This window comes from Acetobacterium sp. UBA5834 (assembly GCF_002435675.1).
Taxonomy (GTDB): Bacteria; Bacillota; Clostridia; order Eubacteriales; family Eubacteriaceae; genus Acetobacterium; species Acetobacterium wieringae.
In genome coordinates, this window is record NZ_DJGY01000029.1 from 106,366 (window position 1) to 122,281 (window position 15,916).

Sequence of the window (15,916 nt, forward strand, 5' to 3'; positions counted from 1 at the left end):
ATCGGCAACGTTTACACACAATTAAAATAAATATATCTTAAACATGTAAATATTTACATGATTTTATTGACATCAGCAAAAGATCATGTTAAAATTTTATCAAATTGACCGCTTATTGTTGACGGAACCAACGAAAAATTAAAGGAGAACTGACAATGCAACGAAAATATCCAAATCTTTGTAAACCAATTAAAATTGGTAATGTAACTTTCAGAAACAGAATGTTTGGCGCACCCATGGGAGGCACTGATATAACTGCCGATTGTACCATTGGACCTAAATCAAAAGCTTTTTTTGAACTGCGGGCTAAAGGTGGTGCTGCCACCGTCACCGTCAGCGAATGCGTGGTACATCCTGAAACCGAAGGATCCCATATGTATCATCTTGATCTGCAAACGGTTGATTCACTGGCCAGCTTTACTTATACAGCTGACGCAATCCGCCGTCATGGGGCCATTCCCAGTGTCGAATTATCTCATTCTGGACAGTACGCTGGCACCTATCTGACTGACAAGGATAAAAAAGGCGGCATGGCCCAATGGGGACCCAGCGCCGGAACCCGTCCAGATGGCAAACCGGTTAAAGAACTGACCCAGGAACTGATTGATGATATTGTTGCCGCTTACGGACGGGTGGCCGGATTGGCTAAACGGGCCGGGTTTGAAATGATCATGGTTCACGGTGGTCACGGCTGGTTACTGAACCAGTTTCTGTCACCATTTTTCAATCATCGTACCGATAAATATGGCGGCCCGCTGGAAAACCGGGCCCGTTTGGCTCTCGAAGTGCTGGACAGTGTCCGGGCGGCAGTTGGCCCCGGTTTCCCAATCGAATTTCGCATGAGCGGCTCAGAATTCTTTGAAGGTGGCTACACCCTGGAAGATGGGGTGGAAATTGCCAAGATGGTCGAATCAAAGGTTGATTTACTGCACATAACCGCTGGCACCTATCAAACCGGCTTTGGCCTGACCCATCCATCGATGTTTGAACCCCATGGCCGAAATGTTTATCTGGCTGCTGAAATCAAAAAACACGTCTCGGTTCCGGTAGCAACCCTGGGAGGACTGAATGACCCAGCGATGATGGAAGAAATTATCGCCTCCGGTCAGGCTGATATCGTTGAAATGGCTCGGGCACTGCTGGCAGATCCCTTCCTGCCAAGAAAAGTTATGAGCAATCAGGATGCGGATATTATTAAATGTCTCCGATGCTTCACCTGTATGGCAGAACGGGCCGTGACATCGACTCGACGTTGTACCGTTAATCCTCTAATTGGTCGGGAAATGGATGGGACGGAAATTATTCCCACCGCCAATCCGGTAAAAGTATTGGTCGCCGGTGGTGGACCAGCCGGACTGGAAGCAGCGCTAACGGCAGCTAAACGTGGCCACCAGGTTATTCTTTGCGAGAAAGGCGATGCCTTGGGTGGAATCCTCAAAGGCGAACAGGCGATCCCATTCAAATATGAAATGTACGAACTGGGTGTTACCCTGGAAAAATTGGCCAGAGACGCTGGCGTTGAAATTCGTTTAAACACGCCGGTAAGCAAAGACTATGTCGATCAGCAAAATGTTGATGCTCTGATAGTCGCTGTGGGTTCGGAACCGATCGTGCCAGCTATTCCCGGTCTGGATGGCGATAATGTGATTATCGTTAACGACTACTATAAGAAAAAAGATCAGGTTGGCGAGTCCGTGGTTGTTTTAGGTGGTGGTCTGGCTGGTTGTGAAGCGGCGATCCATTTTGCCCGGGAAGGTAAACCGGTTCATCTGGTGGAAATGCGGGCAGAGTTGGCACCGGATGCTAATCTTCGTCACCGTCCGCTGATGATGAACGAAATCGAAAAATGCGGCATTACCGTTCATACCGAATTAAAAGGGCTAAAAGTTACTGATCAGGGTGTTGTCTGTGAAGATCTTGCTGGTAAGGAAGTGCTGGTTCCCGGAACAACCGTGATCTGTGCGCTGGGCCAAAAACCGCTCCGCAATCTTGCCGAAAGCCTGGTTGACTGTGCCCCCTATGTTATTGAAATTGGTGATTGCGTTAAGGCCTCCACCATCACAACGGCTATTTATCAGGGCTACCACGCAGCGCTGGATATCTAATTCGACCAGAATTGAACAAAGAACCCAAGCGTAAACAAAATAAAGTTGCATCTGATATTAAGAAAAACCGCCATTTGGCGGTTTTTTGCATTTATTATAAATAAGATAGCAGTTGCCATGGAAGAAAGTTGGAATAATTTATCGACATTATTCTTGGGTTGTGTTATCTTAAGCATATCTGATGATGTAAACGACTATAAAGAAGAACTGAGTAACAGTTGTTTTAAGGAACGCTGCTAATCGCAAACGAACATCACAGTTAGAAATGGAGAATAATAATGAAGCGAATATCAAAGTTCTTATCGTTGCTGATGGTAGTGGCGATGGTGTCGATGCTGATTCCGGTTTCTGCTATGGCTGCTGGAGAAGCTGTCGATGATCAAGAATCAGCCAACGAATTAAGTTTGGTTTTAGTAACAACGCAAGAGGCTGATACGGAGACCGCTTTATCAGAAAAAATGGTGATTAATACTGATACTGTTGCGTTGCCGGTTACTGAAGAAATAATAGTACCGATTGATAATCGTTTGGAAACCGAGGTTGTTTCAGAACAGCCGGTTATCTCAACGATTGAACCGGAAACAATTGAAACTCAGGCAGCTACATATTTGTGCTTAATTCAGAATGGTGTGATCATCGATGTTCTGGCCACCAATACTGGATCGGATTATGCATATGATGTAGCCGCCAACGAATTGACTTTAAATAATTTTATAGGCGAAAAGCTGGATGTCAAATCAGCAGCAGTTCCGTTTAAATTGGTCCTGGTGGGTACTAATCGTATTAAAACTGATAATGGTTTTGCTGTTAAAGTGGAAGGTGACATGAATGCCAGTGGGACTGGCACGCTGATTGCCGAAGGACAGGCGACCACTGATTTAATGGGCGGCGGGATCAACGTGGTTGGAAATCTGGTCATTGACAGTGGTACCTATGATATTGCCGCGGTCGGATATGAAAATTCCAGCTCAGCGGTCGGAATCCTGGCCGGTGATAATGCCGAAGCTATGACAATGGGTAATCTCAGCATTAACGGCGGGAACATCGATGTGACCGCTTATAATAGTGATTATGCCGGGGCTTTTGGTTTATTTGCTTTTGGCGATCTGGTCGTTAATGGTGGAAATATTAGAGCTTTTACTGATAGTCCAACGAGTTACAGCCGTGGTATCGGAGCTTATGATAAACTGATCTTTAATGGCGGCTATACAGTCGTCGAGTCGATTGCTGATCATGGTGATGCCGGTGCATTGTTCTCCTATAATAAGATTATTTTAAACAATGGCATTCTTGATTTATGCACATCCGGAGCGGTTGCCAAGGCACTTGTGGCCGAAGGCAGCATTGATATCAGTGCAATTTATGGGGATGTTGACCGTGATGCAGCCTGTTTATATCTCGAACCACTTTCGACGCAAACATTAAAAAAACATCATAACAGTTCAGCCAATCCCAAAACCGGGGTGGATCCTTCCACTTCGGAAGCTGCCGTAGCGGGAGCAGCCCTGATCATGCTGATCGGACTTGCTTGGACGGTAAGCAAACGTGGGGCACAGGCCTGAAATTTTGTGGGGTGACGACTGAAGTTGCAATAAATTATCAGCGGTTTGGCGACTCAAATTTGACTTTGCCAGGATGATATTTGTTTCAAAATATGATATGATCATTTTTGCAACCGTTAAACGATGACGTTGTTATTATAATGAAAGGATCTCGTGTCAGCAGTTTCAGATTTAATGATTAGCTGATGCGATGTGAAAATGATGGTTACTTACATTCACGAAACCGAACTGCATAAGGGCATTGAGGCGGCAATGAAGGCTTTAAATCAAGCTGATGTCGTCATTGGGAAGAATCAGGATCGGGAAGACAGTTTAAAAGAAATTCACCTACTGATGGATATCGACAGCGTCCAGGATATAAAAATTACCATGGCGATGCCAACTGGGCTGGAAACCCTGGTGGACTACGTCCTGGAAATAGTTGAAGGCACCAAAGATTTTGAAAAGGACATGTATGGTTATACCTATCATGATCTGTTTTCCCAAAACATTGACTTTGTGATCAATAAACTAAAAGAAGATCCGGGAACCAGACAGGCGACGCTGAATGTCGCCAACCAGGAGGCCGCCAGACTCAATCATCCGCCCTGTCTGCAGCTGATTCATTATACTGTTAAGGACGGCAAATTAAATACCGACGTGGTATTTAGAAGTAATGATGGGGTTAAGGCCGTCGCTATGAATATTTTTGCTCTGATTGAACTCTCAAGAATGATTGCCCGAGAAGCCGGGATCAACGAACTGGGTTCCTATACCCATCATGCCTTGAGTTTTCATGCCTACAGCCGGGATTGGAAAGCCCTGGAAGGTTACTGTAAATCTTTTGATGACCGTGATTGTACCATCGATTATGAAGATTATCTGGAAGCCTATGACGACTATGCGGACGAATGCCGAGAAAAAAGTATTGAACTGAAAGTAGCTCAGGCGAAAAAGAATCATTAGTACAGTTGAAAAATATATTAAAGCAAAAGCTCTTAATGAGTCGATGACTCGTTAAGAGCTTTAAATAATTAAAAGGAGTTGGGTTTATTCAACGCCGGTATTTTGATAGCTCGCATTGAACGCCGTTGGTCGTCACGGCCAGAAGCAATTCCAGAAATTGTTCCGTTGGCAGGTCTTTGTCATTGGCATACCATTTGGCAATCATACTGAGCATGGCCGCACTCTGGTATTCCATTAAATAGCTTACCTCCAGCAGTTCATGTGGGGATAGTTTTTTGTACATTGACAGCACTGTCGGAGTGAGTTTCTTTAAGACTTTTTGCCTGAAGTGGGGATCGCCGTTTTCTCCCAGTAAAACCGGAAGATAGGTTTTGTTTTTTTCAAAAAATTCAAGAATTGATTTTAGAATGGCTTTTTTACGATGATCACGAAATAGATTGCCATAAAAAAGGTTCTTAATCACAATGCTTCTAAAATCCTCAACCGTAATGGTCTGTTCTTCAATTTCTTCTAAAATTTCATAGACATCGTTAAAATACACATAAAAAGTTGAGCGATTGTAGCCCGCAATTTCACAGATTTCCTTGACAGTAATCTTTTCAATGTTCTTTTGGCAATATAACAGCCAAAAGGAATCGATCAGGTTCTGGCGGGTCACTGTAGCAGTTGCTGATAAAGTCGTATTCATATTGGTTACCTCATTGTCGTAATCAGTCTTCTTGATTATATCCGAAGCCACTGGGATTAACAAGAAAATCCAACAGGTTACGGAACTCTGTTGGTTGAAATAAACAGGAATCGGGATTAAAATGAGAATAATCAAATACAATAAAGAGGGAATTAAAAATGGAAATAATCGTCTGTGAAGTGAGTAAATCATTTAAACAACAGCAGGTTCTCAATCAGATCAGTTTGACAATTGAGGCGGGCCGGATCTTCTGTCTGCTGGGTGCATCCGGTTCAGGCAAGACCACCTTGTTACGCATCATGATGGGGGCTATCCCCGCTGATGGCGGGAGCGTAACAATCGGCGGCATTGCCGTACCAAATCGCCAACTGTTGGCGCTGATCGGCTATATGCCGCAAAATGAAGCATTATATGAAGAGTTGTCAGTCTGGGAAAATCTGAAATTTTTTTCGGGTTTGCAACGGCTAAACTGGAAAACATTTGCTGCCGAAGCCGAAGTACTGCTCCAGATTGTTGATATGGCAGCGTGTAAAAATAAGTTGGTGCGTGACTGCTCCGGCGGGATGAAAAAAAGAATCTCATTGGCAGTAGCGCTGATTCATAAACCCAAGCTCCTGTTACTGGATGAACCAACAGTGGGAGTTGACCCGGTGCTGCGGCGTAAAATATGGCTTTATCTCAAGCAGCTGCGAAATCAGGGCACGACCATTTTGGTGACCACCCATGTCATGGATGAGGTTTCTCAATGTGACGATGCCGCTTTGCTTCGTAATGGTCATATCATTGCGAAGGATACAGTTAAGAATTTGATCGATCAGACTCCCGATGGTAATATTGAAGAATTATTTTTTATGGATAAGCATCCTGAAAAGGAGGTCATATCATGTTAAGCATTATTAAACGGATCCTTGGTCAGATGAAAAATGATAAGCGATCATTGGGACTACTCTTATTTGCACCACTGCTGATTCTAACCCTGCTATTTTTTATTCTCGGAGATTCAAATTATATACCGCAAATTGCTGTATACGATATGAATGAAAAATTTGTTGCTGAGCTTGAGAACCATGCCACAGTTATTTTAGAAACCGAAAAACCAGAGGCTGCAGATTATCTGGAGGCCAATGATGTCGATGCGTTGATCTGGGCTGACAGTGCGGGGACACACATTGAATTGCTGGAGAAAAATTCCAAATCCGTTGCTGCTCTGGAAGCCATTCAGGATACCACTCAAGCCTTGCAACCAACGCAAAATGAGTTGATTGTTGACTATGTATATGAAACAGCTGGGGATAATCAACTGGATTCGCTTTCCTATGTTTTTTTGGGCGTGATTTCATTTTTCTTTGTCTTTATTCTTTCGGGAATGTCATTTGTCCGGGAGCGGTTTGGGCAGACTTTGGAGCGGATGCTGATGACTCCGATCAGACGAGTCGATGTCATTGGGGGCTATACCCTGGGGTATGGTTTGCTGGCTGCAGTTCAAAGTGTGGTGATTATCCTGTACGCAGTGTATGTGCTGCAGCTTCAGGTGGAAGGATCGGTGGCGCTATGTACCTTTGTTATGATCCTAATGGCTTTTTCGGCAGTTTCGGTGGGGGCGTTGGTATCGATTTTTGCCAACAATGAATTACAATTGGTTCAATTTATTCCGGTAATCATCATTCCGCAGATCTTTTTCTCAGGGCTGATCCCGATTGACACCATTCCCTTTGGGCTGGGAAACCTGTGTTACCTGACGCCAATTTACTATGGTTGCACGGCCCTGGAAATGATTATGATTCAGGGTAAGGGGGTTGTCGAGATATGGCCCTGGTTAGCGGGCTCAGTCGTTTTTATTGGGGTGCTTTTTTTAGCAAATGTGACTGCGCTAAAGAAATATCGCCGACTCTAAATTGGTGACAAGCGTATCAAAGCTGAGTTTGATACGCTTTTTTTAATGGGAGAGTTCGATTTAGTTCACAACCATCCTGATTTTATGATATCATTCACGTGTAATAGTTTTAAATAGCATTATATAACAACCCAAAATAAAATCAGAAAGAAGAATAGTATGTTAAATCAGGAATACATTGAAGCACAAACGATTATGAATCAGGCCAAAAAAGAGCTGGAATCCATTTTTGACCAGGCTAAACCGCAAACACCAGAAGACCAGGAAGCGCATCACAGTTTATTAAAGCTGATTGATCAATTAAAAAGCATGGATGCGTACTATAATCATTTAAAAACAGCAAAAATCGAAGCCTTGTCTCCAAATGAAAAACTGTTTGTCAATCTGATCAAGAAAAACAAAGAAAACTTAAAATAAGATTGGAAGTGAGATCAGCATGAAAGTTATTGCAATTATGGGAAGTCCCCACAAAGGGAAGGGTTTTGAGATTGTGCGGAAGATTGAGGCTGAGCTCTCTCGTTTGGATTCGGTTGAATTTTCATATGTTTTTTTAAAGGACGCAGATTTAAAACTCTGTCGGGGTTGTTTTGCCTGCATTGGCAAAGGGGAGCAGCTATGTCCCCTTAAGGATGATAAAAACAGCATTGAAGCAGAAATATTAAGTGCCGACGGTGTCATTCTCAGTACCCCGGGTTATGCCATGAATGTCAGTGCGCTGATGAAAAATTTTATTGATCGTTTTGCCCACAGTTTGCATCGACCGAAGTTTTTTAATCAATCCCTGATGCTGGTTGCAAATGGCGGCTCTGGTTTGTCCAAGGTTAATGCATCCATGGGGATGACCTTGGGCGGCAGCAACAAGGTTTGCGAATTAAAAATCACCACCACCCCATGGGAAACCACAAAATCTTATGAGGAGCGGGTACAAAACGATATTGAAAAAGCTGCTGATCGTCTCTATCGATCGATGAAGAATAAAAAGCTTGCTTCACCATCGCTGGGGAACCTGATCTGGTTCCGGATGTTTAAAAAAATGGCCAGTCTTTCTGAGCAGAACCTGCCAGCAGATTACGAATATTATCGAACAAAAACCAATTATTTTTATCCAACTCGAGTGAATCCCATAAAAAACGGTGTGGCAGGGATTATCGCCAATATGGGGGTGGCCACCATGAAAAAGCAGGTCGAATTTAAATAGGTGTTAATGCGGAAAGATTAAATCGCTAGTAACGATGGACAATGCATTTATCCTATCGCAAGAATCCCCGAACTAGTGGATGAAAGGTTGTGACGTTCAATGATATCACTGATCTTGGTAATTATTAGAATTGTGGGAATTGTGCTCATTATTTTTTCAATCCTAAAACTTATGAAATTGAAAATAATTGAAAAGAGTGGAATTCAAGTTGAAGCGGTGGTAGTAGGAATGCGCGAAAATAAGGTGCGTACTGGACGGCAGGTATATGATGAGTATACTCCAATTCTGGAATACATGATTGCTGAAAAAGTGTATCGAACGGCCGCATTGGCTTCTCAGGGGGATAAGCGCTATGATTTGGGAGACATCGTCAAAATCCGTTACAAATCGGATAGGCCTGAAGAAATTATGATTCCTGGTGATCATCGCTATTATTTTAATCCGGCTTTATTTGGTATCGCAGGAATTATGATCGAAATTCTGGTTTTATTGACACAGCGATTTCTTTAAAAACTAGATATCGTTTAAGAAACTGAAGATCGGGTGATTTCTATATGAACAGGTCGTCAGGACATTTGATGACGACCTGTTCATTTTGCATGGATTATAAACCATTAACAATATTTATTGGGCAGGTTCCTTTTGAAACGGCTAGAATATTCGCCCAGACCGTTTTATGCATTTTTTCAAAAGCCGGTTTAGTGGTTCCGCCAATATGTGGGCTAAATAGCAGTTTATAATGACAGCTTTCCGGCAGATTAAGCAGTGGGTTATCCAACATTACCGGTTCCGGGTACAGGGTATCAAGACCAGCCCCGGCGATCTGCCCAGCTGCTAATGCAGCAACCAGATCTTCTTGAACGACCAGCTCGCCCCGGGCTGTGTTGATAAGTAGGGTGGTCGGTTTCATCAGAGACAGCAGGTCTGCATTGATCAGACCAGTGGTTTCTGGAGTTACCGGCAAATGGAGACTGATAATATCGCACTGCTTGCAGAGTTCTTCCAGCGGCAGATAGCAAAGGCCTAATTCGTTCTCAACCGTGCTTTTTCGGGAACGATTGAAATAACTGAGCTGCGCACCAAATGGCTGTAACCGTTTGGCTGTTTCAAGGGCAATGGAACCCATACCGACCAGTCCCACATGACAGGAACCCAGTTCCGGAATACCATCGAGAATAAACGAACCTTTGGCCTGGATCTGCTGACCACTACGTACCAGCTGATCGCCTTCCAGAAGCCTTCGCTGCAGGCCTAATATTAGTAGAATCGTTTGCTCTGCCACCGCAGCAGAGTTGGCGGCGGTATTGTTACAGACATAGATACTTTTTTCTTTAGCGGCCAGGATGTCGATTTTATTATATCCCACACCTTCGGAATGGATAAGTTTGAGATTCGGCATGTTATCGATCAGGGTTTTGCTGACTTCCCGGACAGCATCCGCAAAAATAAAATCAGCATCACTGGCAACGTTTAGTATTGCATCATCGGTATTCAGGCTTTCACCGAAAACGAATTCCCAGTCTTTGGGGAGGACAGATAAATCAGAAAATTTTTCGACACGCTTTGTTGATGTCAGGATCAGAATCTTGGTCACAGGGATACCTCCGTTGGATAAATTACCTTCATTATATAATGACAGCGATTTAAGTACAACCAAGTTTGTTTAGATATATTTAAATTTTATGGCTTTCATTTGATTGTCAAAGTAGAAATCACCAGCAGCAGCAACTATTTCTGTCCAATCCAGATACTGGCTGTTTTGCTGAACCCAGGCATTCATTGTAGAAAGTGGAATCTGTTCAAAATCCTGCTGGGTGGCAACTAAAAATCCAGCTGATTGTAAGAAGTCATCAAGGCAGGAGAAAACGGTGTGTGTTTTCATAAATGCAGGCGTAAAATAATTTCTGATCAAATCAAGATCATCTTGAATACCAATCACCGAACCGTCATCATTAAGAAGATTTGAATGGCCAAATTGAGTTTCAAGGGTTTTCATATACGACCTCCTGGAATTTTAGTATGGTTGAATATTATCTTAATAGCTCTATCTTATATTGTTTTAACCAATGTGACAAGAAAAATTCCAATAATTAAAAAGATCACCGATCACGACAACGATTTCCCCTAAATGCGGCAGAAAAAATTTTGTATGATAGGGTGGTGAACCGCAAACGTCCCTGAAAAGTTGCTGCCTAGATTGAAATCAAAAAGCCTTCCATTGACGTTTAAACGTCGATTGGAAGGCTTTTTGATGGATGTAATTAACTAGCTTTCAAGAGCAACTTTGCCCAGACTGGTAAAGGTATCGGCCTTCGTGATGGTGGTACCAGTCATCGTGTAGTGACCGGCATTATCGTAAGCATAAATATGGACATTGTAGTCACCAAGTTCAGTGTTGTGATCACTGTATGGAATAAAGCAGCTGGCCACATTGCCGTCAACAGTTCCTTCATGCCAGATTAAATCATCCTGTCCGTTGTTTTCGGTCCAGACTGGAAAGTAGACCGATCCGATTCCGCTAAGGTCATCTGAAACCAGCGCAGTGACCTTGATTCCTTCATCCTGATAGTCAGTAACCAGTACATCTGACAAGGATGGGGGGGTTACGTCTGATGCGGCATCAATGTAATCACCGATGTAGATATAACCCTGAAAGCCGCCGACCGAGGTGGCATCTTCAGCTCCAATTGTATAGGTGTAATTTTGAAAGTAGATGCCACTATAGGTGGATTCTGAGAGCGTAACCGTATCACCATTGATCGCCTCAACGATTGCCACATGTCCATCTGAACTGCCACCCCAACAGATTACAGCGCCAAGTTTTGGTGTGGAACCTGAGGGATAATAACCAGTGTTTTGATTATAAGCCCACCAGGAATTTGCATTGCCCATTGCTAAATTTGGCGTGGTTCCTAAAATTTCATACGCTCGGCCAAAGGCATAGGCGGTACAGTTAGGTAGTCCATATCCACCTTGGGAATATGGATTGCTGGCAAAGAAATAGGTGTTATCAGCACCTGGTGCAGTAGTTCTGGCTGTGAATAAGCTGGGCAGAGCTGCCGAGGTTTCAGTTGTTTCCACAGCCTGAGCGATTTCTGTTAAATCGAGCTCGGCTTCTTCTGCCATTACTGACCCTGGTAATAGGCCCAGGCATAATGCCAAGGCAAGACTTACGCAAGTATTTTTTATTGAGTTTTTTTTCATTTGACCTCCAATGTCAAAACATGATGGTGTCACGGTGTTGTGTGTGACTGAAATGCATCATTGATAGTTGCAAATTATTTACAAATTAGCAATGCGTATAATACAATAGACCTGTAAAAATTGCAAGCTTACGGATAATCGCAATTAAGAAAACATTTTTGTAAGACTGTGTCAAAAAATTTCGGATGAAGAGAAATGGCTGTAAAAAAGGAAATATGTAAGAAAGGAGTTAAGCAGAGATTGCCTTATATAAAAATATTTTAGAAAATGATTAATTTTTACTTAAGCTAAAATGAAATTAGTTGTCAGTAAGTAAAAATAGGATTCAAGAATGAATCATGATTGCGTTTTCTTTTTTAGTTAAATGCCATTCATTTAAAAAAAAATCTGAGAAAATATTCGAATTTTCAGAAAAGTTGCCCCTGCACGAGCCATGGAGGTAGTGAAAAAGCATCGGCAGCAATAAAAAAACGACGGAGTAGACGGGTTGAAAGTTATAAAAAGATATAGTCGTTTTAAAAAAATTCTTTTACATCGAAAAAAGTGAAAAATTGCATTGTCAAAATGAAAAAACCGACAATTGATTTTCAATCGTCGGTTTTGCTAGCGGACTTAATTAATTCAGACTCACTGGCATTATTGCTGAATTTAAATATGAAGGTTTGCTTTATGGATATTCGCTTAGAACCTCGGTGAGATTCAATTCTGAGACTGGTTTAGAAAAATAGTAGCCCTGAATTTTATTGCAAGGGAGGTCCTTTAAAATTTCTAACTGATCAATGGTTTCGACACCTTCAACCACAATTTTGAGCCCAATGTTTTTGGCGATCTGGATAACATTTTCCACGATTTTCAAAGATAGTTTATCGGTGGCAATATCATCAATAAACGACTTGTCCAGTTTGACGGTTGAGATCGGCAGTACTTTTAAATAGGTCAGAGAGGAATAACCAGTACCAAAATCGTCCAGCGCAATACTGATATTTCTTTCTCTGAGGAAAGTGAGTTTCTCAGAGGCGATCGACATGGAGTTCATCAGCATGGTTTCAGTAATCTCCAATTCCAGAAGACTCGGATCTAAGCCTGTCTTTTCCAATAATTTAGTTACCTTCTCTTCAAAATCGTCATTTAAAAGCTGAAAGGTTGAGATGTTAACAGCAATGGAATAACTGGATTGGTGAGTGAGATTATAGTTACTGATAAATCGGCAGGATTCTTCGAGAATCCAGTCGCCCAATTCAATGATGAGGTTGGATTCCTCGGCAATGCGAATAAACTCAAGCGGGGGGATAAATCCGCGTTCATGATGATTCCATCGTACCAAGGCTTCAAAACCATCATAGCGGTTTGAGGCCAGATCAAATTTTGGCTGATAATAGATCTCCAGTTGTTTGTACTTCAGAGCCTGTTTTAAATCCTGTTGCAATGAAGCTTTCCGTTGGATGATCTCATTCATGGACGGGTTAAAAATCATAAAATTATTTTTGCCATTCATTTTAACCTGGTTCATGGCAAGTTCAGCTTTCTTAAGCAATTGTTCAAGACTATCCTGACATTCTTTGGTACAGATCTTGCATTTCTTTCCATCACAATATGCATTGCCGGAGACCCCAATACTGACACTGGCACTAATGATCTGCTCACCAATTGTAATAGACTTCTCAAATTCTTTGATAATCGATTGTGGTAGATGTTGAATTTCATCAGGATCATAGCTACCGTTTTTGCAAATAGCGAACTCATCTCCAGAAATCCGGTACACCTCATAGTGGGGATAGCGACTGATAAGCTCTTTTAAAATCCATCCAACTTGCCGGAGCAGGCTATCTCCGACATTGTGACCGAACAAATTGTTGATATATTTCAAGTTATCAACATCAATATAATATACCTGCGTTAAGGTATTACTATTATCCGTAAAGGGACTGTTCTGGTATTTTTTATATAACGAGACCCGATTTGGTAGACCCGTGATGGAATCAATATAAGCTGCAGTTTCCAAATTCTTTTTGCCGGTCACCAATTCGTTGACCATATCATACATGGTAGTTTGGAGCATTTCAATTTCTTCATATTTGGCCTTTGGCATATTTTCAAGTACCTTGTATTGACCCTGGGAGATCATTTTCATGGCATCTGCTACCCAGCGGATGGGATTGGTAATATTGATTCTCAACCAGTGATTAGAGATGATATAAAAAAATAGCAGTAGGAGAAAGCCTAAAATTGCGATATAGAGAATAATCCGGTTCCGGATCGTGTAAATGGAAACCATGGATTTACCAACAAACAGAACCCCAACGACTTCATCACGGGGATTTAAGACCGGGGAATAGGCAACCAGATAAGGATCTCCCAGGACTGTGGCCTTTCCGGTGTAGGTAGTTTTCTGATCTATAACCATATCGGCGATAGCCGGATCCAGAGTTGTACCAATCTGGTTTTCATTGTTCTTGACAATTGTGGTGGCAATCCGGGTATTGCCAGCAAATACCGTTGCTTCCAGAGCGGCGGTATTTTTCATATAGTCCACTCTTTTTTGATCAGCCAGATTTAGCCCTATCAACAGTGTCCCGGCAGGGATCTGGTCTGATCCGATCAGTGGATAGCGGCAGAATAGATGCAGTCCCAGCTGGGCATTTCCATCAATCCAGAAATAGGGTTTAGTCGTTGATGAAACGGTGTTTTGGGAAGCCAGGTTTATAATACTCTGATCAGCAAAAATTTTTTCGTAACTATTGCCGTCCAAGTAGGTTACTTTGACAAACTCGAGCGCATCATTATTTGCATGTCCAATATATTGATGAAATGCCTGGATTGAAGCCGGATCATTTTTAATTAGCAAACGATTTTCGGGGTCAGCCAATTCGTCTGAGAAGGAAAGAAGCCAGTTCTTGTTTTCTTGAATGATAATTTCTTCAAACGCAGTAATTCCGGTTGTAACCATTCTAGTCATTTCATTTTCATAAATAGAAAAAAAGATGTTTATGGCAACGAAACAGCCAATCGTGACAATTAAAAGAATAATACCGAGAATGAACAGGTTTATTTTTGAATGAAGGGTGTTTTTTTTAAACATAATTTACTCCCAGGCCAGTGCGTTGCTCCAGCACTTTAAGGTTTAATCAGATAATAATTAGAATGATTCTCTTATAAGTATTATATACTGCCATCTTTCGGGTTACAAGAGATTATTACACCAAGCCAGAAAATATCATAATGTGCCAGGAACCCGGAAAAGGCAATCTATTTTAGAATAATGTCAAACAATGTAAAAGTATTGGCCTTTCATTAGCGAATTAGTGATAAGGTCTTCCCGCGGGATTAAATAAAGTGTATAATAGTTAAGTTATAAATGGAATATATAGAAATCTAACGAGAAGCATAATTAGTTGTACAATGGAAGGATATGAATGGAAAAATTAACATCACCACGGGTCATCGAAGCACTGTTAAAAAAGTATGATCTTCACTTCAATAAACGATTTGGACAGAATTTTTTAATTGATGAGAATATTGTTCAAAAAATTGTTAAAGCCGGAGACGTGAGCGAAAGGGACTTGGTGCTGGAAATCGGACCGGGGATTGGCACCATGACGCAGGCTCTCAGTGATCATGCTGGCAAGGTTATTTCAGTAGAAATCGATAAAAAACTGATACCGGTTCTTCATGAAACCCTGAATGACTGTGACAATGTTGAGATTGTCCAGGGTGACATCTTAAAAACCAACGTCCGGGAGATTCTGGGAGATCAACTTGTCACAATGCCGCTTAAGATTGTGGCAAACTTACCCTATTATATTACTACCCCCATCATTATGGGGTTTCTGGAATCGGATCTGCCGATTGAAAGCATGACTTTCTTAATTCAAAAAGAGGTGGGCGAGCGTCTATGTGGCGTTCCAGGGACCAAAGCTTACGGATCACTGAGTATCGTGGCACAATTTTATGCGGATATTTCGATTGATTTCGAAGTGCCAGCGCATGTATTTATTCCCAAGCCTAAGGTTGACTCGATTGTAGTCACCCTAAAAAAACTGACGGTGCCCAAAATAGCACTGGAAAACAAGGAATTGTTTTTGTCAGTTGTGAAAGCCAGTTTTCTAAATCGACGAAAAACGCTGATCAATGGGCTGACCATGAACACCCCATTTGATAAAGCGGTTTTAATGGAGGTTCTGGAGGTGTGTAATATTGCACCGGGAATCCGCGGAGAAACCCTCACCGGATCAGATTTTGGCCGAATCGCCAATGAATTGAACAGCCGGATCAGCCAATCAGTTGAATCCGAAGCAATGAACGAATAAGGTTTTTAAGGAG

General features: G+C 42.1%; 14 protein-coding genes. 9 read left to right on the forward strand and 5 right to left on the reverse strand.

Translation table 11 applies throughout. From position 1 onward, the window contains the following. The first annotated feature begins 155 nt into the window (after nt 1–155). The 3 genes from B3F51_RS06300 to B3F51_RS06310 all read left to right on the forward strand — a co-directional run bounded on the left by B3F51_RS06300 (nt 156) and on the right by B3F51_RS06310 (nt 4,612). Nucleotides 156–2,105, forward strand: coding sequence for an FAD-dependent oxidoreductase (locus B3F51_RS06300; protein WP_286946110.1), 1,950 nt, complete (start codon nt 156–158; stop codon nt 2,103–2,105). 278 nt (nt 2,106–2,383) lie between these two features. After that, nucleotides 2,384–3,667, forward strand: coding sequence for a hypothetical protein (locus tag B3F51_RS06305; RefSeq protein ID WP_286946112.1), 1,284 nt, complete (start codon nt 2,384–2,386; stop codon nt 3,665–3,667). 198 nt (nt 3,668–3,865) lie between these two features. Beyond that, complete coding sequence (locus tag B3F51_RS06310; protein WP_286946114.1) at nt 3,866–4,612, forward strand: thymidylate synthase; 747 nt, start codon at nt 3,866–3,868, stop codon at nt 4,610–4,612. 88 nt (nt 4,613–4,700) lie between these two features. Here B3F51_RS06310 and B3F51_RS06315 read toward each other — a convergent pair whose 3' ends face one another. Then, nucleotides 4,701–5,300: a TetR/AcrR family transcriptional regulator gene (locus tag B3F51_RS06315; protein ID WP_187389271.1), complete on the reverse strand. Its 600-nt coding sequence runs from the start codon at nt 5,298–5,300 to the stop codon at nt 4,701–4,703. 158 nt (nt 5,301–5,458) lie between these two features. Between B3F51_RS06315 and B3F51_RS06320 the strand changes: the two genes are divergently transcribed. The 5 genes from B3F51_RS06320 to B3F51_RS06340 all read left to right on the forward strand — a co-directional run bounded on the left by B3F51_RS06320 (nt 5,459) and on the right by B3F51_RS06340 (nt 8,902). Continuing rightward, nucleotides 5,459–6,190, forward strand: coding sequence for an ABC transporter ATP-binding protein (locus tag B3F51_RS06320; RefSeq protein ID WP_228878731.1), 732 nt, complete (start codon nt 5,459–5,461; stop codon nt 6,188–6,190). Then, nucleotides 6,184–7,194, forward strand: coding sequence for an ABC transporter permease (locus B3F51_RS06325; RefSeq protein ID WP_070372114.1), 1,011 nt, complete (start codon nt 6,184–6,186; stop codon nt 7,192–7,194). Before B3F51_RS06320 ends, B3F51_RS06325 begins: the two co-directional genes overlap by 7 nt. Nucleotides 7,195–7,353: 159 nt before the next feature. Then, complete coding sequence (locus B3F51_RS06330) at nt 7,354–7,611, forward strand: hypothetical protein (RefSeq protein WP_070372113.1); 258 nt, start codon at nt 7,354–7,356, stop codon at nt 7,609–7,611. A 19-nt stretch (nt 7,612–7,630) separates the two neighbouring features. Continuing rightward, on the forward strand, nt 7,631–8,392 hold the full coding sequence (locus tag B3F51_RS06335; RefSeq protein WP_148637816.1) for an NAD(P)H-dependent oxidoreductase: 762 nt from the start codon (nt 7,631–7,633) through the stop codon (nt 8,390–8,392). Between the two features lie 171 nt (nt 8,393–8,563). Further along, a complete protein-coding gene (locus B3F51_RS06340) occupies nt 8,564–8,902 on the forward strand; it encodes a DUF3592 domain-containing protein (RefSeq protein WP_422652834.1) in 339 nt (112 codons plus the stop codon). Nucleotides 8,903–8,996: 94 nt separating this feature from the next. Here the strand turns inward: B3F51_RS06340 and B3F51_RS06345 are convergent, their stop codons facing one another. The 4 genes from B3F51_RS06345 to B3F51_RS06360 form a co-directional block, all read right to left on the reverse strand. Next, entirely contained in the window at nt 8,997–9,986 is a 990-nt protein-coding gene (locus tag B3F51_RS06345) for a 2-hydroxyacid dehydrogenase (protein ID WP_250935613.1), read from the reverse strand. 69 nt (nt 9,987–10,055) lie between these two features. Continuing rightward, entirely contained in the window at nt 10,056–10,388 is a 333-nt protein-coding gene (locus tag B3F51_RS06350) for a hypothetical protein (protein ID WP_070372109.1), read from the reverse strand. A 269-nt stretch (nt 10,389–10,657) separates the two neighbouring features. Further along, entirely contained in the window at nt 10,658–11,596 is a 939-nt protein-coding gene (locus B3F51_RS06355; RefSeq protein WP_286946119.1) for a CHAP domain-containing protein, read from the reverse strand. A gap of 667 nt (nt 11,597–12,263) precedes the next feature. Next, the gene (locus B3F51_RS06360; RefSeq protein ID WP_286946121.1) at nt 12,264–14,675 is read right to left on the reverse strand and encodes an EAL domain-containing protein; all 2,412 of its coding nucleotides are present in this window, start codon (nt 14,673–14,675) and stop codon (nt 12,264–12,266) included. Nucleotides 14,676–15,009: 334 nt separating this feature from the next. Here B3F51_RS06360 and rsmA point away from each other — a divergent pair, with 334 nt between their 5' ends. Further along, the gene (gene rsmA / locus B3F51_RS06365; protein ID WP_070372107.1) at nt 15,010–15,903 is read left to right on the forward strand and encodes a 16S rRNA (adenine(1518)-N(6)/adenine(1519)-N(6))-dimethyltransferase RsmA; all 894 of its coding nucleotides are present in this window, start codon (nt 15,010–15,012) and stop codon (nt 15,901–15,903) included. The last annotated feature ends 13 nt before the right edge of the window (nt 15,904–15,916 follow it).